22 protein-coding genes and 1 tRNA gene are annotated in these 22,973 nt (G+C 60.0%); 11 read left to right on the forward strand and 12 right to left on the reverse strand.

Going from position 1 to position 22,973, the window contains the following annotated elements; translation table 11 throughout:
- The first annotated feature begins 52 nt into the window (after positions 1-52).
- The 11 genes from ybgC (at position 53) to nadA (ending at position 8,429) form a co-directional block, all read left to right on the forward strand.
- Positions 53-520: a tol-pal system-associated acyl-CoA thioesterase gene (gene ybgC / locus AC1RR7_RS17425; RefSeq protein ID WP_096818294.1), complete on the forward strand. Its 468-nt coding sequence runs from the start codon at positions 53-55 to the stop codon at positions 518-520.
- Positions 510-1,205 (forward strand): protein TolQ, encoded by a 696-nt coding sequence (tolQ, locus tag AC1RR7_RS17430; protein WP_039766018.1) that lies wholly within the window; start codon positions 510-512, stop codon positions 1,203-1,205. Before ybgC ends, tolQ begins: the two co-directional genes overlap by 11 nt.
- 23 nt (positions 1,206-1,228) lie before the next feature.
- Positions 1,229-1,681, forward strand: coding sequence for a protein TolR (tolR, locus tag AC1RR7_RS17435; protein ID WP_162803534.1), 453 nt, complete (start codon positions 1,229-1,231; stop codon positions 1,679-1,681).
- The gene (tolA, locus tag AC1RR7_RS17440) at positions 1,681-2,760 is read left to right on the forward strand and encodes a cell envelope integrity protein TolA (protein ID WP_096818292.1); all 1,080 of its coding nucleotides are present in this window, start codon (positions 1,681-1,683) and stop codon (positions 2,758-2,760) included. Before tolR ends, tolA begins: the two co-directional genes overlap by 1 nt.
- A gap of 29 nt (positions 2,761-2,789) precedes the next feature.
- Positions 2,790-4,058: a Tol-Pal system beta propeller repeat protein TolB gene (gene tolB / locus AC1RR7_RS17445; RefSeq protein WP_217993298.1), complete on the forward strand. Its 1,269-nt coding sequence runs from the start codon at positions 2,790-2,792 to the stop codon at positions 4,056-4,058.
- A 52-nt stretch (positions 4,059-4,110) separates the two neighbouring features.
- Positions 4,111-4,608, forward strand: a complete 498-nt coding sequence (gene pal / locus AC1RR7_RS17450) for a peptidoglycan-associated lipoprotein Pal (protein WP_003178634.1) — start codon at positions 4,111-4,113, stop codon at positions 4,606-4,608.
- Positions 4,609-4,614: 6 nt separating this feature from the next.
- Positions 4,615-5,454 (forward strand): tol-pal system protein YbgF, encoded by an 840-nt coding sequence (gene ybgF, locus AC1RR7_RS17455; protein WP_096818288.1) that lies wholly within the window; start codon positions 4,615-4,617, stop codon positions 5,452-5,454.
- 165 nt (positions 5,455-5,619) lie between these two features.
- Positions 5,620-6,267 carry a 7-carboxy-7-deazaguanine synthase QueE gene (queE, locus tag AC1RR7_RS17460; RefSeq protein ID WP_007951198.1) on the forward strand — a complete coding sequence of 216 codons (648 nt, stop codon included), beginning with the start codon at positions 5,620-5,622 and terminating at the stop codon, positions 6,265-6,267.
- A gap of 1 nt (position 6,268) precedes the next feature.
- Positions 6,269-6,961, forward strand: coding sequence for a 7-cyano-7-deazaguanine synthase QueC (queC, locus tag AC1RR7_RS17465; protein WP_085730268.1), 693 nt, complete (start codon positions 6,269-6,271; stop codon positions 6,959-6,961).
- Positions 6,962-7,024: 63 nt separating this feature from the next.
- Positions 7,025-7,100 (forward strand) — tRNA-Lys (locus tag AC1RR7_RS17470).
- A 270-nt stretch (positions 7,101-7,370) separates the two neighbouring features.
- A complete protein-coding gene (gene nadA, locus AC1RR7_RS17475) occupies positions 7,371-8,429 on the forward strand; it encodes a quinolinate synthase NadA (RefSeq protein WP_096818286.1) in 1,059 nt (352 codons plus the stop codon).
- A gap of 58 nt (positions 8,430-8,487) precedes the next feature.
- Here the strand turns inward: nadA and AC1RR7_RS17480 are convergent, their stop codons facing one another.
- The 12 genes from AC1RR7_RS17480 to arcD form a co-directional block, all read right to left on the reverse strand.
- Entirely contained in the window at positions 8,488-8,976 is a 489-nt protein-coding gene (locus tag AC1RR7_RS17480; protein ID WP_102621276.1) for an RDD family protein, read from the reverse strand.
- Positions 8,977-9,073: 97 nt separating this feature from the next.
- A complete protein-coding gene (locus AC1RR7_RS17485; RefSeq protein WP_007934683.1) occupies positions 9,074-9,286 on the reverse strand; it encodes a cold-shock protein in 213 nt (70 codons plus the stop codon).
- A 404-nt stretch (positions 9,287-9,690) separates the two neighbouring features.
- Positions 9,691-10,815, reverse strand: coding sequence for a glycine cleavage system aminomethyltransferase GcvT (gcvT, locus tag AC1RR7_RS17490; RefSeq protein WP_102621277.1), 1,125 nt, complete (start codon positions 10,813-10,815; stop codon positions 9,691-9,693).
- Between the two features lie 51 nt (positions 10,816-10,866).
- Entirely contained in the window at positions 10,867-12,243 is a 1,377-nt protein-coding gene (locus AC1RR7_RS17495) for an L-serine ammonia-lyase (RefSeq protein WP_085730271.1), read from the reverse strand.
- Positions 12,244-12,318: 75 nt separating this feature from the next.
- Complete coding sequence (gcvP, locus tag AC1RR7_RS17500; RefSeq protein WP_493158058.1) at positions 12,319-15,171, reverse strand: aminomethyl-transferring glycine dehydrogenase; 2,853 nt, start codon at positions 15,169-15,171, stop codon at positions 12,319-12,321.
- A 10-nt stretch (positions 15,172-15,181) separates the two neighbouring features.
- On the reverse strand, positions 15,182-15,565 hold the full coding sequence (gene gcvH / locus AC1RR7_RS17505) for a glycine cleavage system protein GcvH (protein ID WP_074688335.1): 384 nt from the start codon (positions 15,563-15,565) through the stop codon (positions 15,182-15,184).
- A 305-nt stretch (positions 15,566-15,870) separates the two neighbouring features.
- Positions 15,871-17,379, reverse strand: a complete 1,509-nt coding sequence (gene gcsR, locus AC1RR7_RS17510; protein ID WP_085730273.1) for a transcriptional regulator GcsR — start codon at positions 17,377-17,379, stop codon at positions 15,871-15,873.
- Positions 17,380-17,524: 145 nt separating this feature from the next.
- Positions 17,525-17,887, reverse strand: a complete 363-nt coding sequence (locus AC1RR7_RS17515; protein ID WP_273541009.1) for a DUF5064 family protein — start codon at positions 17,885-17,887, stop codon at positions 17,525-17,527.
- 64 nt (positions 17,888-17,951) lie between these two features.
- Positions 17,952-18,881, reverse strand: coding sequence for a carbamate kinase (arcC, locus tag AC1RR7_RS17520; RefSeq protein WP_096818277.1), 930 nt, complete (start codon positions 18,879-18,881; stop codon positions 17,952-17,954).
- A gap of 74 nt (positions 18,882-18,955) precedes the next feature.
- Complete coding sequence (locus AC1RR7_RS17525) at positions 18,956-19,966, reverse strand: ornithine carbamoyltransferase (protein WP_096818276.1); 1,011 nt, start codon at positions 19,964-19,966, stop codon at positions 18,956-18,958.
- Positions 19,967-20,140: 174 nt separating this feature from the next.
- Entirely contained in the window at positions 20,141-21,397 is a 1,257-nt protein-coding gene (gene arcA / locus AC1RR7_RS17530; protein WP_096818274.1) for an arginine deiminase, read from the reverse strand.
- 35 nt (positions 21,398-21,432) lie between these two features.
- Positions 21,433-22,860 carry an arginine-ornithine antiporter gene (gene arcD / locus AC1RR7_RS17535; protein WP_064383741.1) on the reverse strand — a complete coding sequence of 476 codons (1,428 nt, stop codon included), beginning with the start codon at positions 22,858-22,860 and terminating at the stop codon, positions 21,433-21,435.
- Positions 22,861-22,973: the final 113 nt, after the last annotated feature.

Consider the following 22,973-nt stretch of genomic DNA (forward strand, 5'->3'; position numbering starts at 1 on the left):
TGAAAAACAGTTGCCTGGCTGGATTGGCAACCCGAGGAGTAAGCACTAGAGTATGCGCGCGCAAAACGGGCTTGAGTCGTTCGCACATCGTTGTCGCGTTTATTACGAGGACACCGATGCGGGCGGCATCGTGTATTACGTTAATTACCTCAAGTTTATGGAACGGGCTCGAACCGAGCGGCTCCGGGAGCTGGGCTTTGCCCAGTCGGCGCTGGCAGGGGAGGACCTGTTGTTCGTCGTGCACTCCAGCGAAGCGCGTTACCACGCGCCGGCGCGACTGGACGACGAGCTGCTGGTAAGCGCTGATGTAATCGAATTGAACCGTGCCAGCCTGCGCTTCAGACAGCAGGTCAGGCGGGCAACGGATAATGTGCTGCTCTGTGAGGGGCAGTTTCTGGTGGCCTGTGTGCGCACTAACAGTTTGAAACCCCGGGCCCTTCCCGAAGACTTGCGTGCGGCTTTCGCCGACGCGGTCGGCACGGGTACACACTTAAAGCAGGAGATAAAGCGTGGAAGCTAACGTCGTCGACCATTCCTCCATGTGGAGCCTGGTCAGCAATGCCAGCATCGTGGTGCAGTTGGTAATGTTGACTCTGGTGGCCGCATCGGTGACCTCATGGATCATGATCTTTCAGCGCAGCAATCTGATACGCGCCGGTCGACGTGCCCTGGAGAGCTTCGAGGAGCGCTTCTGGTCGGGTATCGACCTGTCCAAGCTCTATCGTCAGGCCGGCAGCAACCCGGATCCGGATTCGGGCGTCGAGCAGATCTTCCGTGCCGGCTTCAAAGAGTTCTCGCGCCTGCGCCAGCAGCCGGGTGTCGATCCTGAAGCAGTGATGGAAGGCGTGGCCCGTGCCATGCGTGTTGCCATCTCCCGCGAGGAAGAAAAGCTCGAGCAGAGCCTGCCATTCCTCGCCACCGTAGGTTCGGTCAGCCCGTACATCGGTCTGTTCGGTACCGTCTGGGGGATCATGAACTCCTTCCGCGGCCTGGCCAGCGCACAACAGGCCACTCTGGCCACTGTGGCTCCAGGCATCGCCGAAGCCCTGATCGCCACCGCGATCGGCCTGTTCGCCGCGATCCCGGCCGTTATCGCTTACAACCGTTTCTCTGCCCGCAGCGAAACCTTGCTGAGCCGCTACTACACCTTCGCCGATGAATTCCAGGCGATCCTGCACCGCAAAGTGCACACCAGCGAAGAATAAGCAGGTATTTCCCGATGGCTTTAATCACTCGAGCCCGACACAAGCGCAAGCCGGTCGCCGAGATGAACGTAGTGCCTTACATCGACGTGATGCTGGTGCTGCTGGTCATCTTCATGGTGACTGCGCCGATGCTCAATCAGGGCGTGAAAGTGGATCTGCCCAAGGTTTCCAGCGAAGCCTTGCCGCAGGACAACAACACCCAGGTGCTGACCATTTCGATCAAGGCTGACAAGACCTACTACTGGAACCTTGGCAGCGAAGTCGATACTGAAAAGCAACAGGACAGGGCCATGACCCTGCCGCAGATGACCGATGCGGTGACCAAGATCATTCGCGCCGGCACTGAAGGCGGCAAGCGTACCCAGGTCTTCATCCGTGGCGACAAGTCCGTCGATTATGGCTCCGTCATGGGCGCCATGGGCGGGTTGCAGAAAGCCGGGGTCGGTAATGTTGGCTTGATTACCGAGGCCCCCTGATGCAGCAACAGCGAGAGCCGTCCGCCTCGGAAAGCTACTTCTGGCCTAGTGTCTGGGCGATTGGCTTGCACGTGCTGGTGTTCGGCATGCTGTTCGTCAGTTTTGCCCTGACGCCTGAGCTGCCGGTGGCCAAGCCGATTGTCCAGGCGACCCTGTACCAGCTGAAATCGAAAAGTCAGGCGACCACCCAGACCAATCAGAAGATTGCGGGTGAGGCGAAGAAATCCGCCGCGCGTCAGACCGAAGTCGAGCAGATGGAGCAGAAAAAGGTCGAGCAGGAAGCGGTGAAGGCTGCGGAACAAAAGAAAGAAGAAGCGGCTCAAAAGGCCGAGGAAGCCAAGAAGGCCGACGAGGCGAAGAAAGCGGAACAGGCGAAGAAGGCTGACGAAGCCAAGAAAACCGAAGACGCGAAGAAAGCCGCCGACGCCAAGAAGGCAGAAGAGAAACAATTGGCTGATATAGCCAAGAAGAAAGCCGAAGAAGAGGCCAAGAAGGCTGCTGAAGAAGAGGCCAAGAAAGAGGCCGCTGAAGAAGCCAAGAAGAAAATCGTCGAAGACGCGAAGAAGAAAGCCGCCGAAGACGCCAAGAAGAAATCCGAAGCTGAAGAGGCGAAGAAGAAAGTCGCCGAAGATGCCAAGAAGAAAGCTGCTGCCGATGCTGCGAAGAAGAAAGCGCAGGACGCGGCACGCAAATCGGTCGAGGACAAGAAGGCTCAGGCTCTGGCCGACCTGCTGTCCGACAAGACCGAGCGTCAGCAGGCATTGGCAGATGAAGTGGGTGATGAAACCGCCGGCAACTTCGATGATCTGATTCGTTCGCGAGCATCTGAAGGTTGGGCGCAGCCTCCGTCGGCCCGTAAAGGCATGAAGGTGGTACTGCAAATCAACATGCTCCCTGACGGAACGATCTCCGGTGTTTCGGTTGCTCATTCCAGCGGTGACGCGCCGTTCGACAGCTCTGCCGTCGCGGCTGTAAAAAATATTGGTCGATTGACCGAAATGCAGGGTCTGAAACCAGCGGATTTCGCACCCTATCGTTCATTCAAGATGACATTCACACCTGAGGATCTAGCCTTGTGAGAAACCTTCTTCGAGGACTGCTTGTAGTCATGTTCTGCTTTGCAGGACTGGCTTCGGCAGATGAAAAAAATATCCTGGTCAGCAGTGGCAGCTCCCAGGCAACGCCAATTGCCGTCGTGCCGTTCGGCTTCCAGGGCGGTGCCGTCCTGCCGGACGACATTGCTGAAATCGTTGGTAACGATCTGCGCAACTCGGGCTACTACGCTCCGATTCCAAAGCAGAACATGATCAGCCAGCCAAGCCAGCCGAGCGAAATCATCTTCCGTGACTGGAAGGCGGTAGGTGCTCAGTTCATCATGGTCGGCAACATCGTGCCGGCCGGTGGCCGCTTGCAAGTGCAGTGGGCTCTGTTCAACGTCGCTACCGAGCAGAAAGTGGCGGACGGCAGTGTTTCCGGCACGACCGAGCAACTGCGCGACATGGCGCACTTCATCTCTGACCAGTCGTTCCAGAAACTCACCGGTATCGACGGTGCGTTCTCGACTCGCCTGCTGTACGTGACGGCTGAACGCTTCTCCGAGAAGAACACCCGTTACACGCTGCAACGTTCGGACTATGACGGTGCTCGCGCCGTAACCCTGCTGCAATCGCGCGAGCCAATCCTGTCGCCGCGTTTCGCACCGGACGGCAAGCGTATTGCCTACGTGTCGTTCGAGCAGAAGCGTCCACGCATCTTCATGCAGAACATCGACACCGGTCGCCGTGAGCAGATCACCAACTTCGAAGGCCTGAACGGTGCTCCTGCCTGGTCGCCGAATGGTGATCGCCTGGCGTTCGTATTGTCGAAAGACGGCAACCCGGACATCTACGTGATGAACCTGGCTTCGCGTCAGATCACTCGCGTGACCGCAGGTCCTGGCATCAACACCGAACCGTACTGGGGCAAGGATGGTTCGACCATCTACTTCACCTCGGACCGTGGCGGCAAACCACAGATCTACAAAACCAGTGCAAGTGGCGGCGGTGCGGAGCGAGTGACCTTTATCGGTAACTACAACGCCAACCCGAAGCTTTCGGCTGATGAAAAGACCCTGGTAATGATCCATCGCCAGGACGGTTTCACCAATTTCAAGGTGGCAGCCCAGGATTTGCAGCGGGGAAGTGTAAAAATCCTCACTGATAGCACTCTGGACGAGTCGCCTACTGTTGCGCCCAACGGCACCATGGTAATCTACGCCACCCGCCAACAGGGCCGGGGAGTCTTGATGCTCGTGTCCATTAATGGACGCGTTAGGCTCCCGCTTCCTACCGCTCAAGGCGAAGTCAGAGAACCGTCCTGGTCCCCTTACCTGAAGTGAGCGGGCGCTACACGTTTTACTTAACACACTGGGGTTCATTAGGAGTTTCACGATGGAAATGCTGAAGTTTGGTAAATTTGCTGCGCTGGCTCTGGCCATGGCTGTAGCTGTAGGTTGCTCGTCCAAAGGCGGCGACAACGCCGGTGAAGGCGCTGTTGATCCAAACGCTGGTTACGGCGCAAACACTGGTGCCGTTGACGGTTCCCTGAGCGAAGAAGCTGCTCTGCGCGCAATCACCACCTTCTACTTCGAATACGACAGCTCGGACCTGAAGCCAGAAGCCATGCGCGCTCTGGACGTTCACGCCAAAGACCTGAAAGCAAACGGCGCTCGCGTTGTTCTGGAAGGCAACACCGACGAACGTGGTACTCGTGAGTACAACATGGCACTGGGCGAGCGTCGTGCGAAAGCCGTTCAGCGCTACCTGGTACTGCAAGGTGTTTCCCCAGCTCAGCTGGAACTGGTTTCCTACGGCGAAGAGCGTCCAGTTGCTACCGGCAACGACGAGCAGTCCTGGGCTCAAAACCGTCGCGTCGAACTGCGTAAGTAATTCGATATGCGAACGTGCCGTCGTGCTGTAACTGTTCTGGCTCTCAGCCTCGCGCCGCTTGCGGCGTGGGCTGCGGTTCCTGTGGTCGATGACAACTCCGGTTATAACAATAGCGGGAGCAGTTATCCGCCTGCAGGTTACGGTACGAACGGCGCCTATGCCGGGGGAGCGGCTTCGGCCCCTGCCTCGGCACAAGGCATGCTGTTCAACCAACTGCAACAAATGCAGGATCAGATATCGCGCCAGCAAGGCGTGATCGAAGAACTGCAGAATCAGGTTGCGCGCATGAAGCAAGAATCCCTGGAGCGATACCAGGATCTTGATCGGCGCATAGGATCCGGTGCTGCACCTGCCGCGACTCCTGAGAATTCTTCTGCCGGTGGCGATGCAAGTGCTGCTGCCGGTGCCGCCGCTGGAGCCGGGGCCGCTGCGGCCGCCCAGGCACCTGCCGCGGGTGGCGAACCGGCTGATCCGGCCAAGGAAAAGCTGTATTACGATGCAGCCTTCGACCTGATCAAGGCCAAGGATTTCGACAAGGCCAGCCAGGCTTTCGCCGCTTTCCTGCGTAAATACCCGAACAGCCAATATGCGGGCAACGCCCAGTACTGGTTGGGTGAAGTGAACCTGGCCAAAGGCGATCTGCAAGGTGCCGGTCAGGCTTTTGCCAAGGTTTCGCAGCTCTATCCCAAGCATGCCAAAGTACCGGATTCGCTGTACAAGCTGGCTGACGTAGAGCGCCGCCTCGGTCACACCGACAAGGTCAAAGGCATTCTGCAACAGGTGGTGTCCCAGTATCCGGGTACCTCCGCTGCTCAGTTGGCCCAGCGCGATCTGCAGCGCATGTAATACTGTTTGACCCGTTTAGAAGAAACCCGCGCTTGTCGCGGGTTTTTTCGTTAGAATTCACGCCCTTTTATGAAACACGCTTCTGGTGATCTACGCGATGGCGGGGTTGCCTGAAGTGCCTGACGGAGGCGGACAGCCTGTTTAGCTGTTACGCCCGTGGCGACTATGCAAGACACATTGAGAATCACCGAAGTTTTCTACTCGTTGCAGGGGGAAACGCGGACTGCCGGGCTGCCCACGGTTTTTGTGCGCCTGACCGGTTGCCCATTGCGTTGCCAATACTGCGACAGTGCCTACGCGTTCAGCGGCGGCACCATTCGTACACTCGACGACATCCTCGAGCAGGTAGCCGGGTTTCGCCCGCGCTACGTCTGTGTCACCGGCGGTGAGCCGCTGGCACAGCCCAATGCCATTCCTTTGCTCAAGCAGTTGTGTGATGCCGGCTACGAAGTCTCGCTGGAAACCAGCGGCGCCCTCGATATTTCCGCGGTCGATCCGCGGGTCAGTCGGGTTGTCGACCTGAAGACCCCCGATTCCAAAGAAGCCCATCGCAATCGTTACGAGAACATCGAGTTGCTGACGCCCAACGATCAGGTGAAGTTTGTCATCTGCTCGCGGGAAGACTATGACTGGGCGGTATCCAAGCTGATCCAGTACGGTCTTGAGCGGCGTGCCGGCGAAGTGCTGTTTTCCCCGAGCCATCATGACCTGAATGCTCGGGATCTGGCGGATTGGGTGGTGGCGGACAATTTGCCGGTACGCCTGCAATTGCAACTGCACAAGTATCTGTGGAATGACGAGCCGGGGCGCTGAGATGACTGAACAACTGAACACCACTGAAAAGCGTGCGGTCATTTTGCTGTCCGGCGGCCTGGACTCGGCCACGGTCGTGGCGATGGCCCGCGCCGAAGGCTATCGCTGCTACACCATGAGCTTCGATTACGGCCAGCGCTCTCACGCAGAGTTGCACGCTGCCGCACGCGTCGCTCGCGATCTGGGCGTGGTCGAGCACAAGGTGATCGGTCTGAACCTGAACGGCATGGGCGGTTCGGCCCTGACCGACAGCAGCATCGATATCCCGGAGGAACTGGGTGAAGGCATTCCGGTGACTTATGTGCCGGCGCGCAACACGGTGTTCCTTTCTCTAGCGTTGGGTTGGGCTGAAGTATTGGGCGCTCGTGACATCTTTATTGGTGTCAACGCAGTGGACTACTCCGGCTACCCGGATTGCCGTCCCGAGTTCATCGAGTCGTTCGAGCGCATGGCCAACCTGGCGACCAAGGCCGGTGTAGAAGGCAATGGTTTCCGCATCCAGGCTCCGTTGCAGAACCTGAGCAAGGCACAGATCGTCCAGGCCGGCGTGAAGCTTGGTGTTGACTACGGGCTGACTGTTTCCTGCTATCAGGCGGACGATAATGGCCGTGCCTGCGGCAAATGCGACAGCTGCCGACTGCGTGCAGAAGGCTTCGCAGCGGCCGGAATCAGCGACCCGACACCTTATTTTTGATTATTTTCAAATTAGGTGTTGAATAGTCCTTAAAAATCAGTATTATACGCGCCACCACACAGCGGGTCGTTAGCTCAGTTGGTAGAGCAGTTGGCTTTTAACCAATTGGTCGTAGGTTCGAATCCCACACGACCCACCATATTTGGCGGTTTAGAAAATCCGGAAGGCCCACGAAAGTGAGGATTTCCGGGTTTTTTTTTGCCTGCGATTCGGGCATGTCTCCTTTCGGTGCCGTTGCGCTGACACAGGTCAGAATCATCTTTTGCATCACCGGGATATTCTGTAGCCTTGCGCAGCTTCAACGCTGTCCGTGCCTGATAAAACTCACTCTCCCGGCGGTACCCTCAAGCGGTCCGGAGCCGGGTGTATACTCGACTTTCGCGCGAATGCGCCTGCAGGTCTTGCGAACATGACGCAGATTTCCGAACGCCTTCTGGTACAAGCCCACCTCGACGCCAAGCAGCCCAAACCGCTGACGGCCGAGGAAGAGGCTTATTACCGTTCCGCCATCGCCGCCGAGCTCAAGGCTCAGGACGCGGTGCTGGTTGCCCACTTTTATTGCGATCCGATCATCCAGGCCCTCGCCGAAGAAACCGGCGGTTGCGTTTCAGACTCACTGGAAATGGCGCGCTTCGGCAACGCCCACCCGGCCAAGACCGTGGTGGTCGCCGGCGTGAAGTTCATGGGCGAAACCGCGAAGATTCTCAACCCGGAAAAACGTGTACTGATGCCCACCCTGGAGGCGACCTGCTCGCTGGACCTGGGTTGCCCGGTGGATGAGTTCTCGGCGTTCTGCGATCAGCATCCCGAGCGCACGGTCGTGGTGTATGCCAACACGTCGGCGGCGGTCAAAGCCCGGGCCGACTGGGTGGTGACATCGAGCTGCGCGCTGGAGATCGTCGAAAGCCTGATGGACAACGGCGAGACCATCATCTGGGGCCCGGACAAGCACCTGGGCACCTACATTCAGCGTCAGACCGGCGCCGACATGCTGCTCTGGGACGGTGCGTGCATCGTCCATGAAGAGTTCAAATCCAAGCAGCTGGAAGACATGAAAGCGTTGTACCCGGACGCGGCCATTCTGGTGCACCCGGAGTCGCCGACGTCGGTGATCGAACTGGCGGACGCCGTCGGTTCCACCAGCCAGTTGATCGCTGCCGCACAAACGCTGCCGAACAAGACCCTGATCGTCGCTACCGACCGCGGCATCTTCTACAAGATGCAGCAGCTGTGCCCGGACAAGGTCTTCATCGAGGCGCCAACGGCCGGTAACGGCGCGGCATGCCGCAGTTGCGCACATTGCCCGTGGATGGCCATGAACACCCTTGAGCGCACGCTGAAGTGCCTGAAGGAGGGCTCGAACGAGATCTTCGTCGACCCGGCGCTGATTCCCCAGGCGATTCGCCCACTCAAGCGCATGCTCGATTTCACTCAGGCTGCGCGGTTGAAGCTGGCCGGCAACGCCTGACCTTGAGCCACAAACAAAAACGCCCCGATTTGATCGGGGCGTTTTTGCATCTGCAGGATTATTTGGCTTTCTTCGGGATCCGCACCAGTTGTGTGTCCGAATAGATGTCATGCCAGGCACGCTTGCGTTTGTCGAACAGCGACCAGAAGAATCCCACGCCCAGGCACAGCCACGACGCAATCGATACCATGAACCGCAGCAGCGCCTGCCACAGGCTGATCGCGGTGCCATCGGCATTCTGTACGCGGATGCCCCACACCTGCATGCCCAGTGTCTGGCCAGCGTGAGTCCAGAACTTGGCGAAGAAGCCAAACAGCACCAGCAGCAACACGGTGGAGTAGAGCGGGTCGCCGTCCAGCTTGCCGGCGTCGGTCAGTACCCGCAGGCGCTCCTCACCGATGATCGCGGCCTGGATCATCTTGTAGATTCCGCCGGTGACGATCAGCAGGGCGGTACACAGCAGAAAGTCATAGAACATCGCTGCCAGACGACGACCCAGGCCAACGGCGGGAAAATCGCCCTGGGGGATGAGCAGGTGTTTCGACATGGCAGCCTCTGGACGGAAAGTGAAGCGCCATTTTACGGATTCGCGCGCACAAAAAAGCCCCTGATATCAATATCAGGGGCTTTTTCGTAACAGAAGATCAGCCTTCGGCTTGTACTTCGTCAGCCTGCATGCCTTTCTGGCCCTGCACAGCCACGAAAGTCACTTTCTGGCCTTCTTTCAGGCTCTTGAAGCCGTTGCCCTGAATAGCGCGGAAATGCACGAACAGATCCGGACCGCTTTCTGGAGTGATAAAACCAAAACCTTTCTCGTCGTTAAACCACTTGACGGTACCGCTCTGACGTTGGGACATTTCTTATTTCCTTTGACGCAAAAATTGATGACAGTCTCTTCCTCATGAAAGAGTACTGGGGCTGGTTGCAGGAGAGTAAGAAGACGTCGAACGGGATGTAGCTAACTTGTAGGCTACTGCCCAGGTCACGATTCCAAGCTGACCCATGCAAACACAGTGGACAAACTCTACGCCAACTACAGGAGGAAAAACAAGCCCCGTGAGGGCCCCGGTTTTCCTGTGCTTGCTGGCAGTTAGTCAGTCCATTAGTCGGGCTTATACGATTAGCTTGTTCAATTGTTTTCGAACGTTATAAGCCAAGTTCATATTCGAATCGAATGTAAAGAAAGTGCACTGTTTTATGGCGATTGCGTTACACATTAGTGCACGCATAACGCAATCGCGTTACTTATAGAAACAGTCAATCAACCACGATAGTAGCGTTGTGGAACGAATGGCATTTTGCTTACAAGCATTTGCACCTTTTTCCCACGAACGATGGCCCAGACTGGCGTGTCGAGTGCGACATAGGCGCTGTCGAGGTAACCCATCGCCAATGGCCCACCCAGGGTCGGACCGAAACCGCCGCTGCACACGCTGCCGATGATCTCGCCGGCTTCGTTGACGATTTCTGCCCCTTCACGGACCGGCGTGCGCTCCTGCGGCAACAGGCCGACGCGTTTACGCGCGACACCGTTCTGTTGCTGGCTGAAAACCTGTTCTGCACCCGGGAAACCACCGGCACGTGCGCCATCAGCGCGGCGTGGCTTGGAGATGGCCCACAGCAGGCTCGCTTCGATCGGCGTGGTGTCGGTGTTCATGTCGTGGCCGTACAGGCACAGGCCGGCTTCCAGACGCAGCGAGTCACGGGCACCGAGGCCGATGGCGGCCACTTCCGGTTCGGCGAGCAGGGCGCGGGCGAGTTTTTCCGCATCGGCTGCCGGTACGGAGATTTCGAAACCGTCTTCACCGGTGTAGCCCGAACGGCTGACGAAGCAATCCACGCCCAGCAGTTTCACGCGGGCGAACTGCATGAAGGTCATCTTCGCCACTTCCGGTGCCAGGCGCGCCAGCACGGTCACGGCGGCCGGGCCTTGCAGGGCGAGCAGGGCGCGTTCTTCGAACAATGGCTCGATCTTGCATTGATCGCCGATGTGCTTCTGCAGATGGGCCAGGTCCTGGTCCTTGCACGCGGCGTTGACCACCAGGAACAGTTCGTCGTTGCCCAGGTTGGCGACCATCAGGTCATCGAGGATGCCACCGGTTTCGTTGGTGAACATCGCATAGCGCTGCATGCCCACCGGGAGGTCGATGATGTCCACCGGCACCAGGGTTTCCAAGGCTTTGGCGGCATTGGCGCCGGTCAGGCGAATCTGACCCATGTGCGAGACATCGAACAGCCCGGCCTGCTCACGGGTGTGCTGGTGTTCTTTCATCACGCCCAGCGGGTATTGCACCGGCATGTCGTAGCCGGCGAACGGCACCATGCGGGCGCCGAGTTCGATGTGCAGAGCGTGCAGCGGGGTTTTCGACAGTTGTTCGGTGGACATGCGGGACTCCTTGATTCACACCAACCCTCTCCCGGAGGGAGAGGGGGCTAATTAACACTCGATAATGTTGACCGCCAGACCGCCGCGGGCGGTCTCCTTGTATTTGCTTTTCATGTCGGCGCCGGTCTGGCGCATGGTGCGGATGACCTTGTCGAGGGAGACGAAGTGCTGCCCGTCTCCGCGCATGGCCATGCGCACGGCGTTGATCGCCTTGACCGAGCCCATGGCGTTGCGCTCGATGCACGGCACCTGCACCAGCCCGCCAATCGGGTCGCAGGTCAGACCGAGGTTGTGTTCCATGCCGATTTCAGCGGCGTTTTCCACTTGCTGCACGCTGCCGCCGAGGACTTCGCACAACGCACCGGCCGCCATCGAGCAGGCCACGCCGACCTCGCCCTGACAGCCGACTTCGGCGCCGGAAATCGAGGCGTTTTCCTTGTACAGAATGCCGATGGCCGCCGCGGTCAGCAGGAAACGCACCACGCCGTCATCGTTGGCGCCGGGAATGAAGCGCATGTAGTAATGCAATACGGCCGGAATAATCCCCGCCGCGCCGTTGGTCGGCGCCGTAACCACGCGCCCGCCATTGGCGTTTTCTTCGTTGACGGCGAGGGCGTAGAGGTTGACCCAGTCCAGCACCGACAACGGATCGCGCAGCGACGATTCCGGGTTCTTGCACAGTTGCCGGTGCAACGCTGCCGCCCGCCGCTTGACCTTCAGGCCACCCGGCAGAATGCCTTCGTTGCGACAGCCGGCGGCCACGCAGTCCTGCATCACTTGCCAGATTTTCAGCAGGCCGGCGCGGGTTTCCGCTTCCGGGCGCCAGGCGCTTTCGTTGGTCAGCATCACCTGACTGATCGACAGACCGTAGGTGGCGCAGTGACCGAGCAAGTCCTTGGCACTTTTGAACGGGAAGGTCAGCGGTGTGGCGTCTTCTACGATACGGTCGGCTCCGGCCGCATCTTCGTCGACCACAAAACCACCGCCGACCGAGTAGTACTCGCGGCTGCGGATCTGTAATCCCGCTGCATCGAAGGCACGGAAGATCATGCCGTTGGGGTGATAGGCCAACGGTTTACGGATCATTGCCAGGTGTTCTTTCTCGTTGAACGCGATGCTGTGTTCACCGAGCAGGTTCAAACGCCCGCTGCCGCGAATCTGCGTGAGACGTGCAGCGACGGTTTCAGTATCCACGGTATCCGGGTGTTCACCTTCCAGGCCCAGCAACACAGCCTTGTCGCTGCCGTGACCCTTGCCGGTGGCGCCGAGGGATCCGTACAACTCGACCCTGACGCTGGTGGTGGCCGACAACAGGTTTTCCCGGCGCAGGCCTTCGACGAAGCGCGCGGCTGCGCGCATCGGGCCGACGGTGTGGGAGCTGGAGGGGCCGATGCCAATCTTGAACAGGTCGAACACGCTTAACGACATGGTTGTTCTCCGGTTTCTTGTTATAGGCACATCAGGCACGCATGAACGGGGCGGGCGAACCCGCCCCCTCACAGGTCAAGCGTAGCTTTCGATCGACGGGCAGGCGCAGACCAGGTTGCGGTCGCCGAACACGTTGTCGACGCGACCGACCGGCGGCCAGTACTTGCCTTCGATCAACGACGCCACCGGGTACACCGCTTGCTCGCGGCTGTACGGGTGAGTCCACTCGCCGACCAGCTCTGCGGCGGTGTGCGGAGCGTTCTTCAGCGGGTTGTCGTCCTTGTCCAGGGTGCCGTTCTCTACAGCGCGGATTTCTTCGCGGATGCGGATCATGGCGTCGCAGAAGCGGTCCAGCTCTTCCTTGGATTCACTTTCGGTCGGCTCGATCATCAGCGTGCCGGCCACCGGGAACGACATGGTCGGGGCGTGGAAGCCGAAGTCGATCAGACGCTTGGCCACGTCATCGACGCTGATGCCGCTGCTGTCTTTCAGCGGGCGCAGGTCGAGGATGCACTCATGCGCCACCAGACCGTTGCTGCCGGTGTACAGCACTGGATAGTGCTCTTCCAGGCGACGGGAAATGTAGTTGGCATTGAGGATCGCCAGTTGCGAAGCGCGCTTCAGACCTGCGCCACCCATCATACGAATGTACATCCAGGTGATCGGCAGAATGCTCGCGCTGCCGAACGGTGCTGCGCAGACCGCGCCTTCCTTGCGTTCCATGTGGCCATGGCCCGGCAGGAATGGCGTCAGGTGCGATTTCACGCCGATCGGGCCGACGCCCGGGCCGCCACCGCCGTGGGGGATGCAGAAAGTCTTGTGCAGGTTCAGGTGCGAGACGTCGCCGCCGAATTTGCCCGGTGCGCAGAGGCCGACCATCGCGTTCATGTTGGCGCCGTCGATGTACACCTGGCCGCCGTTGTCATGAATGATGCCGCAGATTTCGCGGATGCCTTCTTCGAACACGCCGTGGGTCGACGGGTAAGTGATCATCAGCGCCGCGAGGTGTTCGCGGTGCTCGATGGCCTTGGCGCGCAAGTCTTCGATGTCCACGTTGCCACGGGCGTCGCAGGCGGTCACGACCACGCGCATGCCGGCCATGTTGGCGGTCGCCGGGTTGGTGCCGTGGGCGGACGACGGGATCAGGCAGATGTCGCGACGGTCTTCGCCACGGCTCTGGTGATAGGCGCGAATCGCCAGGAGACCTGCGTACTCACCTTGGGAACCGGCGTTCGGTTGCAGGGAGATCGAGTCGTAACCGGTGGCGGCGCAGAGCATCGCTTCCAGTTCGTCAGTCAGTTGCTGGTAACCGGCGCTTTGCTCGGCCGGGGCGAACGGGTGCAGGGCGCCGAATTCGGCCCAGGTCACCGGGATCATTTCGCTGGCGGCGTTGAGCTTCATGGTGCACGAGCCCAGCGGGATCATGGTGCGATCCAGTGCCAGGTCCTTGTCCGCCAGTTTGCGCAGGTAGCGCATCAGCTCGGTTTCCGAGTGATAACGGTTGAACACCGGGTGGCTGAGGATCGGCGACTGGCGAACCAGTGCGGCTGGAATAGTGCTTGCAGCCGAAGCGGCGAGAGCAGCGAAATCCGGCAGGGTCTTGCCGTCGGCGAACAGGCCCCACAGGGTTTCGATGTCGGCCTGGGTGGTGGTTTCGTCGACCGACAGGCCCAGACGCTGGGCGTCGATCACACGCAGGTTGATCTGTTGGGCACGGGCCTTGTCGTGCAGCGCAGCAGTTTGCGCGCCGGTGGCCAGGGTCAGGGTGTCGAAGAAGCTGCTTTGCTCGACGGTCACGCCCAGTGCGCTCAGGCCCTTGGCCAGAATCGCGGTCAGGTGATGCACGCGGTTGGCAATCTGGGTCAGGCCTTTCGGGCCGTGGTACACGGCGTACATGCTGGCGATGTTGGCCAGCAGCACTTGCGCGGTGCAGATGTTCGACGTGGCTTTCTCGCGGCGGATGTGTTGCTCGCGGGTCTGCATCGCCAGACGCAGGGCCGGTTTGCCGAAGCGGTCAACCGAGACACCGACCAGACGGCCCGGCATGTCGCGCTTGAACGCATCTTTAGTCGAGAAGTAAGCCGCGTGCGGGCCACCGAAGCCCAGCGGTACGCCGAAACGTTGGGCGCTGCCGATGGCCACGTCGGCGCCGAACTCGCCCGGCGGGGTCAGCAGGGTCAGGGCCAGCAGGTCAGCGGCCACGGCGACCAGTGCGTTGGCGGCGTGGAAGCGTTCGGTCAGTTCGCGGTAGTCGAACAGATCACCGTTGCTCGCCGGGTATTGCAGCAGTGCGCCGAAGAACGGCGTCACGTCGGTCAGTTCACGCTCGTCGCCGACCACCACTTCAATGCCCAGAGGCTCGGCACGGGTGCGCAGTACGTCGAGGGTTTGCGGGTGGCTGTGGATCGAGGCGAAGAACTGATGGCTGCCCTTGTTCTTGCTCAGGCGTTTGCAGAAGGTCATGGCTTCGGCAGCGGCGGTGGCTTCATCGAGCAGCGAGGCGTTGGCGATCGGCAGGCCGGTGAGGTCGCTGATCAGGGTCTGGAAGTTCAGCAGCGCTTCGAGACGGCCCTGGGAAATTTCCGGCTGGTATGGGGTGTAAGCGGTGTACCAGGCCGGGTTTTCCAGCAGGTTGCGCAGGATCGGCGACGGTGTGTGGCAGTTGTAGTAGCCCTGGCCGATGTAGGTCTTGAACAGTTGGTTCTTGCCGGCGATGCCTTTGATCATCGCCAGGGCATCGGCTTCGCTCAGGCCGTCATCGAGGCCAAGCACGCTGGTGCCCTTGATGCTTTCCGGGATGACGCTGGCGCTCAGGGCTTCCAGCGAGTCGAAGCCGAGGCTGTTGAGCATGGCCTGCTCGTCACCGGCGCGCGGGCCGATGTGACGGGCGATGAATTCATTGGCGGTGCCGAGATTTACTTGGGTCATGTCAGGTTCCTCAGGCTTCGGCTTGGGCTTTGATCAGACGGTCGTAGGCGTCCTGATCCAGCAACTTGGCGACGGCCGAAGCGTCGGCTGGCTTGAAGCGGAAGAACCAGCCTTCGCCCAGCGGATCTTCGTTGACCAGCTCAGGGCTGTCTTCCAGGGCCGGGTTGGTGGCCAGGACTTCACCGTCCAGTGGCATGTAAACGCCGCTCGCGGCTTTTACCGATTCCACGGTGGCGGCTTCGGCGCCTTTGTCGTAAGCCTGCAGTTCAGGCAGTTGCACGAACACCACGTCGCCCAAAGCGTTCTGCGCGAAAGCGGTGATGCCAACGGTGACAGAGCCATCGGCTTCGGCGCGCAGCCATTCGTGATCTTCAGTAAAACGCAACTCGCTCATGGAATCTCCTAAGGGCCAGACTCGTCTGGTGGACGCGGTGGAATACTCGGGCGGCAATGCCCTGATTTTATGAGCGGTTACTTAGCAAGAACGCGGCCAACGTAAAAATATCGTTATAAATCAATTAGTTGATTGATTTGTTGGCGGTCGTGATCGAGCAAGCTGTAGCGAAATCGCTACAGCTTGGAGCGAAGAAAAAAGCTGAAGCGGATCAAAGCCTTGCACGGCGGTGGTCGAAGGAGGGTGTAGCGATATCGTTCCGCTGTAGCGCTTTCAGTACAGATGGAGGTCGCTTTTGGCGGGATTCAGGCTTTTCCCGGAATCCCGTACTTGCGCAGCCGATGGGCAATCGCGGTGTGCGAAGTCTGCAGGCGACTGGCCAGTTGGCGGGTCGAGGGGTAGCTGACGTAGAGCTTTTCCAGCAGCGATTTCTCGAACGCCTCCACGGCTTCTTCCAGGCTGTCGACGTCGGTATCGGTCTGGCGTGCCACCGAGGTGCCGGCGATGTCGAGGTCGCCGATGTCCACCAGACTGCTTTCGCAGATGGCGGCGGCGCGGAAGATCACGTTCTGCAATTGCCGCACGTTGCCCGGCCAGCGGTTGCCGAGCAGTGCCGGGTAAGTGCCCGGGGCGAGTCGGCAGACCGGGCGCTGGATCTGCGCGCAGGCCTGCTGCATGAAGTAACGCGCCAACAACAGAATGTCCTGGCCACGTTCGCGCAACGGCGGCACTTCGACGTTGAGCACGTTGAGGCGGTAGAACAGGTCTTCGCGGAACAGGCCTTCGCTGACCATTTTTTCCAGGTCGCGGTGGGTCGCGCTGAGGATGCGCACGTTGACCTTCACTTCGCGATCACCGCCCACCCGGCGGAAGCTGCCATCGTTGAGAAAGCGCAGCAGCTTGGCCTGCAAGTACGGTGACATTTCGCCGATCTCGTCGAGAAACACCGTGCCCTGGTTGGCCAGTTCCATCAGCCCCGGTTTGCCGCCCCGTTGTGCGCCGGTGAAGGCGCCGGGGGCGTAGCCGAACAGTTCGCTCTCGGCGAGGTTCTCCGGCAGGGCCGCGCAGTTCAGCGCCAGAAATGGCGCGCTGTGGCGGGTGCTGATGGCGTGGCAGGCGCGGGCCACCAATTCCTTACCGGTGCCGGTTTCGCCCTGAATCAGCAGTGGCGCATCGAGGGCTGCCACCCGTTGCGCGCGGGCCTTGAGCGTGCGGATCGCCGGGGATTCGCCGAGCAGCGCATCGAAACCTTCGGCATGGTCATGGTGCAGCGCCGAGAGTTGTTCGCCGATGCGGTTGGGTTGATACAGGGTCAGCAGGGCGCCGGCGTCGGTGATCGGCGTGGCGTCCAGCAACAGGGTCTGGCCGTTGACGGTGATTTCCCGCAGTGGCAAGCGGAAGCCTTGTTCCAGCAAGGTTTCGAGCAGGCCGGGATCGTTGAACAGTTCCGAGACGCTTTCACCGGCCGGCTCGCGACCGTACAAGGCGATCAGCGCCGGGTTGGCCAGCAGCACTTTGCCGGCGCTGTCCAGCGCCAGCACCGGGTCGGTCATTGCCGCGAGCAACGCGTCGAGCTGCAAGTGCCGGCGCTGACCGGGCAGGATGTCGACCACCACCACGGCCTCGACGCCGCGCACTCGAAACAGCGCATCTTTCAGTTCTTCGAGTACTTGCGGGCTGAGGGTCGGGGCGTCGATGTAGACGTTCGGCGGGACCATTTCCACCGCATCCAGATTGAGGTTGCGCCCACCGAGTATCGCCAGGACTTCCTGGGTGATGCCGACGCGGTCGATGAAGCTGACGTGGATACGCATGGGGTGGTTCAGTGTTCTGGAGTACGGAGGGGGGCAAGTATGCCTTGGGGCGGGGCTTCAGGTGAAATCCGACGTGAACTTGAGGCAGGTATGCATCTCCTGTGGGAGCGAGTTCGCTCCCACAATGGATCTGTGGTGTGCGGGGTTACTCGAAATGCTCGGGATTGACCGGATCCCCGGATTTCATATTCAACTGCACACGGATGTCTTCAAACATCAAATCGTAATGCTTGTGAACCGAGCCGATCTGGCTGTGGCTCTTGGGGATGCCGTACTTTTCGGCAATCTGCGTCACGTTGCGGGCGAAGTTGTAGGCCTCTTCCTTGGGCAGGAAGAACGGTTCGTTGACCTCTTTGCCCTGGATGGTTCCAAGCAGCCGGAACTGTATCCCTTTGCCTTTTTGCGGATCCTGCGACACCTCGTATTCGAGGCGGATGTTGTAGTTGACGTCATCCTGGGTCAACGCGTGCCGTTCGATGTGCAAGTGACCGGGTTCGAACTGGGCCATGGTGTTCTCTCCTTTCAAGGCATGGGAGAAGGGCAGACCCTGGGTCTGCCCCCGGTATTTCTGGTTATCGGTAGGTGATGCCTGGCGCGGCGGTGCTGACCCGCGTACCGGCGGTGCCCTGGACGATGGCTTCGATGTCCGCCAGCGAACCGATCACCGCAACCTTGCCAGTATGGCGCGCAAATTCACAGGCTGCCTGCACCTTCGGCCCCATGGAGCCGGCAGCGAAGCCCAGGCGTTCGAGTTCGTCCGGGTGAGCCTGGGCGATGGCTTTCTCGGTCGGTTTTTTGAAGTCGATGTACGCCGCGTTGACGTCGGTGGCGATTACCAGCAAGTCCGCTTCCAGTTGTTCGGCGAGCAGCGACGAGCACAGGTCTTTGTCGATCACCGCCTCAATACCTTTGAGGTTGCGCTTCTCGTCATACATGGTCGGGATGCCGCCGCCGCCGGCGCAGATCACGATGCTGCCCTTGTCCAGCAGCCACTTGATCGGGCGGATTTCGAAGATGCGTTTCGGCCGCGGGCTGGCCACCACACGACGGAACTTGTCGCCGTCCGGGGCAATCGCCCAGCCTTTTTCGGCGGCGAGTTTTTCCGCTTCGGCTTTCTCGTAGACCGGGCCGATCGGTTTGGTCGGGTTCTTGAAGGCCGGGTCGTTGGCGTCGACTTCGACCTGGGTGAGCAGGGTGGCGAACGGGACTTCGAAGTCCAGCAGGTTGCCCAGTTCCTGTTCGATGATGTAGCCGATCATGCCTTCGGTTTCGGCACCGAGCACGTCCAGCGGGTAAGGGGTGACGGAGGTGTAGGCGGCTGCCTGCAACGACAGCAGGCCGACTTGTGGGCCATTGCCGTGGGCGATGACCAGTTGGTTGCCCGGATGGATCTTGGCGATTTGCTCGGTGGCGATGCGGATGTTGGCGCGCTGGTTGTCAGCGGTCATCGGCTCACCACGACGGAGCAGGGCGTTACCGCCCAGAGCTACGACGATACGCATAATGCAGTCCTTTCAGAATTCGGTGAGCCTGCGGATGCAGCCTTCGGCGGCGCCCGCAGGTCAAAGGTCAACGCTTACAGATCAGCCAGGGTCGACACCAGAATCGCCTTGATGGTGTGCATGCGGTTTTCCGCTTGCTCGAAGGCGATGCAGGCAGGCGACTCGAACACGTCGTCGGTCACTTCGATGCCGTTGGCCAGGTGCGGATACTGCTCGGCGATCTGTTTGCCGACCTTGGTATCGCTGTTGTGGAACGCCGGCAGGCAATGCATGAACTTGGTGCGCGGGTTGCCGGTGGCTTTCATCAGCTCTTTGTTGACCTGATATGGCAGCAGTTGCTGGATACGCTCGGCCCAGGCTTCAACCGGTTCGCCCATCGATACCCAGACGTCGGTGTGGATGAAGTCCACGCCTTTGACGGCGGCTTTCGGGTCGTCGGTCAGGGTGATGCGGGCACCGCTTTCCTCTGCGTATTTCTTGCAGCGATCGACCAGATCGTCGTGGGGCCACAGGGCTTTCGGCGCGCAGATGCGCACGTCCATGCCCAGTTTGGCGCCGACCAGCAGCAGCGAGTTGCCCATGTTGTTGCGGGCGTCGCCCAGGTAGGCGTAGCTGATTTCATGGATCGGCTTGTCGGCGTGCTCACGCATGGTCAGCACGTCGGCGATCATTTGCGTTGGGTGATATTCATCGGTCAGGCCGTTGAACACCGGCACGCCGGCGAACTTGGCCAGCTCTTCGACGATTTCCTGCTTGAAGCCACGGTACTCGATGGCGTCGTACATGCGACCCAGCACGCGGGCTGTGTCCTTCATGCTTTCCTTGTGGCCGATCTGCGAGGAATTCGGGTCGATGTAGGTGACGTTGGCGCCCTGGTCATACGCGGCGACTTCGAACGCGCAACGGGTGCGGGTCGAGGTTTTTTCGAAGATCAGGGCGATGTTGTTGCCCTTCAGGTGTTGTTGCTCGGTGCCGGTGTACTTGGCGCGCTTGAGGTCGCGGGACAGGTCGAGCAGGTAACGCAGCTCACGTGGGGTGTGGTGTTCCAGGCTGAGCAGGTTACGGTTGTGGATGTTGAAAGCCATGATGGATCTCCTTGCCCGACACTGTGAAAGCTACTGCGCTCGGAAATACTGCGTTAAAAACAGGCTCGGAATGCTCATTTACAGCCAGTAAACTCCGCTTCCTCGCCTGTTTTTGCCTTGTCTTTCCTTCGCTCGCTACGCTTTCACAGCGCCGGGTCGTTTTAAGTCAAAAAGTTAGTAGTCGATTGGGTCGCGGACGATCGGGCAAGTCATGCAGTGGCCGCCGCCACGGCCACGGCCCAGTTCGCCGGCGCTGATAGTGATGACCTCGACCCCGGCCTTGCGCAGCAGGGTGTTGGTGTAGGTGTTGCGGTCGTAGCCGATGACCACGCCCGGTTCCACGGCCACCACGTTGTTGCCGTCATCCCATTGCTCGCGTTCGGCGGCGAAGCTGTTGCCGCCGGTTTCCACGACGCGCAGTTCCTTGAGGCCCAATACGTCGGCCACCACCTGGATGAACGACTTGTTCTCCCGGCGCACGTCCAGCCCATAAGGCTTGCTGCTGTCGGGGCGGATGATGAACGGCACGATTTCCTTGACCACTTCAGGGAAGACCGTGACCAGGTCGCGGTCGCAGAAGCTGAACACGGTGTCCAGGTGCATCGCCGCGCGGGATTTCGGCAGGCCGGCGACCACGACTTTTTCCACGGCGCCTTTGGCGAACAGCGATTGCGCGAGTTGGCCGATGGCCTGACGCGAAGTGCGCTCGCCCATGCCGATCAACACCACGCCATTGCCGATCGGCATGACGTCACCGCCCTCGAGGGTGGCCTGGCCGTGATCCTTGTCCGGGTCGCCGTACCAGACTTCGAAGTCGGCGTTGGTGAACTCGGGGTGGAATTTGTAGATGGCGGTGGTCAGCAGGGTTTCCTGACGACGGGCCGGCCAGTACATCGGGTTGAGCGTCACACCGCCGTAGATCCAGCAGGTGGTGTCGCGGGTGAACTGAGTGTTGGGCAGCGGTGGCAGCAGGAAGCTGGAGTGGCCCAGATAATCGCGGTACATCTTGATTACGCTGGAGCCTTCGCTTTCCGGCAGGTCTTCACCGGCCACGCCGCCAATCAGGAACTCGGCGAGCTTGCGTGGCTCCAGGCCTTCGAGCCAGCTGCGCACTTCGTTGGTCAGGCCGACGCCGACGGTGTCGGGGGTGATCTTGCGGTCCAGAATCCATTTCAGCGCTTCGGGGTTGGAAACGATGTCGGTCAGCAGGTTGTGCATTTCCAGCACTTCGATCCCGCGTTCGCGCATCTTGGTCACGAAGTCGAAGTGGTCGCGCTTGGCCTGGTTGACCCAGATGACGTCGTCGAACAGCAGTTCATCGCAGTTGTTCGGGGTCAGCCGCTGATGGGCCAGACCTGGGGAGCAAACCATGACTTTGCGCAGTTTGCCGGCTTCGGAATGGACGCCGTACTTAACTTTTTCCGTGGTCATTTCAGTGATCCTCCAGATAACAAATCAGTCAGGGGTTACAGAGTCAGGAAGCCGTCGTAGAGACCGTAGGCTGCCACCAGGGCACCCACGACCACCGCGGCGAAAATCAGCTTCTCGACGTTGGTGAAAACCGGTTGTTTGAGTTCCAGCTTGGCCTTGGCGAACAGGATCGCGCCGGGCGCATAGAGCAGGGCCGAGAGCAGCAGGTACTTCACGCCGCCGGCGTAGAGCAGCCAGACCGCATAGATCAGGGCGATGGCGCCGATGATCAGGTCCTTGCGGCGTTCGGCCGCGAAGCCTTCGTAGCTTTCGCCACGCACCGCCAGCAGCAGGGCGTAGGCCGCCGACCACAGGTACGGCACCAGAATCATCGAAGTGGCGAGGTAGATCAGCGACAGGTAAGTGCTGGCCGAGAACAGGGTGATGATCAGGAACAACTGCACCATCGCGTTGGTCAGCCACAGGGCGTTGACCGGCACGTGGTTGGCGTTCTCCTTGCGCAGGAACTCCGGCATGGTGTGGTCCTTGGCGGCGGCGAACATGATCTCCGCGCACAGCAACACCCACGACAGCAGCGCCCCCAGCAGCGAGATGATCAGGCCGACGCTGATCAGCACTGCCCCCCAGTGACCGACCACGTGCTCCAGCACGGCGGCCATCGACGGGTTTTGCAGTTTGGCCAGTTCCGGCTGGGTCATGATGCCCAGCGACAGCACGTTCACCAGCACCAGGAACAGCAGCACGGTGATGAAACCGATCACGGTGGCCTTGCCGACGTCCGAACGTTTTTCCGCCCGGGCCGAGAAGATGCTCGCGCCTTCGATGCCGATGAACACCCACACGGTGACCAGCATCATGTTGCGCACCTGGTTCATCACGCTGCCCAGATCCGGGTTTTTAACGCCCCAGATGTCGGCGGTGAAGATGTCCAGTTTGAAGGCGAAGATCGCGATCAGGACGAACAGCAGCAACGGCACGACCTTGGCGACGGTGGTCACCAGGTTGATGAACGCCGCTTCCTTGATCCCGCGCAGCACCAGGAAGTGCACCGCCCACAGCAAAACCGACGCACCGATCACCGCAGCAACGGTGTTGCCTTCACCGAAAATCGGAAAGAAGTAACCGAGGGTGCTGAACAGCAGAACGAAGTAACCGACGTTGCCCAGCCAGGCACTGATCCAGTAGCCCCAGGCCGAAGAAAAACCCATGTAGTCGCCGAAACCGGCCTTGGCGTAGGCGTAGACACCGCCGTCCAGGTCAGGTTTGCGATTGGCGAGGGTCTGGAAGACAAAAGCGAGAGTGAGCATACCGACAGCGGTGATGGCCCAACCGATCAGCACGGCACCGACGTCGGCGCTGGCTGCCATGTTTTGTGGCAAAGAGAATATCCCGCCACCGATCATTGATCCGACTACCAGGGCAACCAGTGCACCTAGCCGTAGTTTTCCGGGAGCTTCAGACATTGCATGACTCCATTGCAGGAGAGAAGAGTTCACAGCGTAGTTCTGTTGGCTTTTCAAACAGCTGACTTAGATCAGTGCATGCTCACATTCCATTGTTAATGAATGACTTATGA

It is taken from the genome of Pseudomonas sp. GW821-FHT11G12, assembly GCF_058808055.1.

What these genes read in the sequence shown, in the direction of transcription:
- ybgC (WP_096818294.1), top strand. Translation starts at nt 53, where the DNA reads ATGCGCGCGCAAAACGGGCTTGAGTCGTTCGCACATCGTTGTCGCGTT.
- tolA (WP_096818292.1), top strand. Translation starts at nt 1,681, where the DNA reads ATGCAGCAACAGCGAGAGCCGTCCGCCTCGGAAAGCTACTTCTGGCCT.
- tolB (WP_217993298.1), top strand. Translation starts at nt 2,790, where the DNA reads ATGTTCTGCTTTGCAGGACTGGCTTCGGCAGATGAAAAAAATATCCTG.
- pal (WP_003178634.1), top strand. Translation starts at nt 4,111, where the DNA reads ATGGAAATGCTGAAGTTTGGTAAATTTGCTGCGCTGGCTCTGGCCATG.
- ybgF (WP_096818288.1), top strand. Translation starts at nt 4,615, where the DNA reads ATGCGAACGTGCCGTCGTGCTGTAACTGTTCTGGCTCTCAGCCTCGCG.
- queE (WP_007951198.1), top strand. Translation starts at nt 5,620, where the DNA reads ATGCAAGACACATTGAGAATCACCGAAGTTTTCTACTCGTTGCAGGGG.
- queC (WP_085730268.1), top strand. Translation starts at nt 6,269, where the DNA reads ATGACTGAACAACTGAACACCACTGAAAAGCGTGCGGTCATTTTGCTG.
- nadA (WP_096818286.1), top strand. Translation starts at nt 7,371, where the DNA reads ATGACGCAGATTTCCGAACGCCTTCTGGTACAAGCCCACCTCGACGCC.
- AC1RR7_RS17480 (WP_102621276.1), bottom strand. Translation starts at nt 8,976, where the DNA reads ATGTCGAAACACCTGCTCATCCCCCAGGGCGATTTTCCCGCCGTTGGC.
- AC1RR7_RS17485 (WP_007934683.1), bottom strand. Translation starts at nt 9,286, where the DNA reads ATGTCCCAACGTCAGAGCGGTACCGTCAAGTGGTTTAACGACGAGAAA.
- gcvT (WP_102621277.1), bottom strand. Translation starts at nt 10,815, where the DNA reads ATGTCCACCGAACAACTGTCGAAAACCCCGCTGCACGCTCTGCACATC.
- AC1RR7_RS17495 (WP_085730271.1), bottom strand. Translation starts at nt 12,243, where the DNA reads ATGTCGTTAAGCGTGTTCGACCTGTTCAAGATTGGCATCGGCCCCTCC.
- gcvP (WP_493158058.1), bottom strand. Translation starts at nt 15,171, where the DNA reads ATGACCCAAGTAAATCTCGGCACCGCCAATGAATTCATCGCCCGTCAC.
- gcvH (WP_074688335.1), bottom strand. Translation starts at nt 15,565, where the DNA reads ATGAGCGAGTTGCGTTTTACTGAAGATCACGAATGGCTGCGCGCCGAA.
- gcsR (WP_085730273.1), bottom strand. Translation starts at nt 17,379, where the DNA reads ATGCGTATCCACGTCAGCTTCATCGACCGCGTCGGCATCACCCAGGAA.
- AC1RR7_RS17515 (WP_273541009.1), bottom strand. Translation starts at nt 17,887, where the DNA reads ATGGCCCAGTTCGAACCCGGTCACTTGCACATCGAACGGCACGCGTTG.
- arcC (WP_096818277.1), bottom strand. Translation starts at nt 18,881, where the DNA reads ATGCGTATCGTCGTAGCTCTGGGCGGTAACGCCCTGCTCCGTCGTGGT.
- AC1RR7_RS17525 (WP_096818276.1), bottom strand. Translation starts at nt 19,966, where the DNA reads ATGGCTTTCAACATCCACAACCGTAACCTGCTCAGCCTGGAACACCAC.
- arcA (WP_096818274.1), bottom strand. Translation starts at nt 21,397, where the DNA reads ATGACCACGGAAAAAGTTAAGTACGGCGTCCATTCCGAAGCCGGCAAA.
- arcD (WP_064383741.1), bottom strand. Translation starts at nt 22,860, where the DNA reads ATGTCTGAAGCTCCCGGAAAACTACGGCTAGGTGCACTGGTTGCCCTG.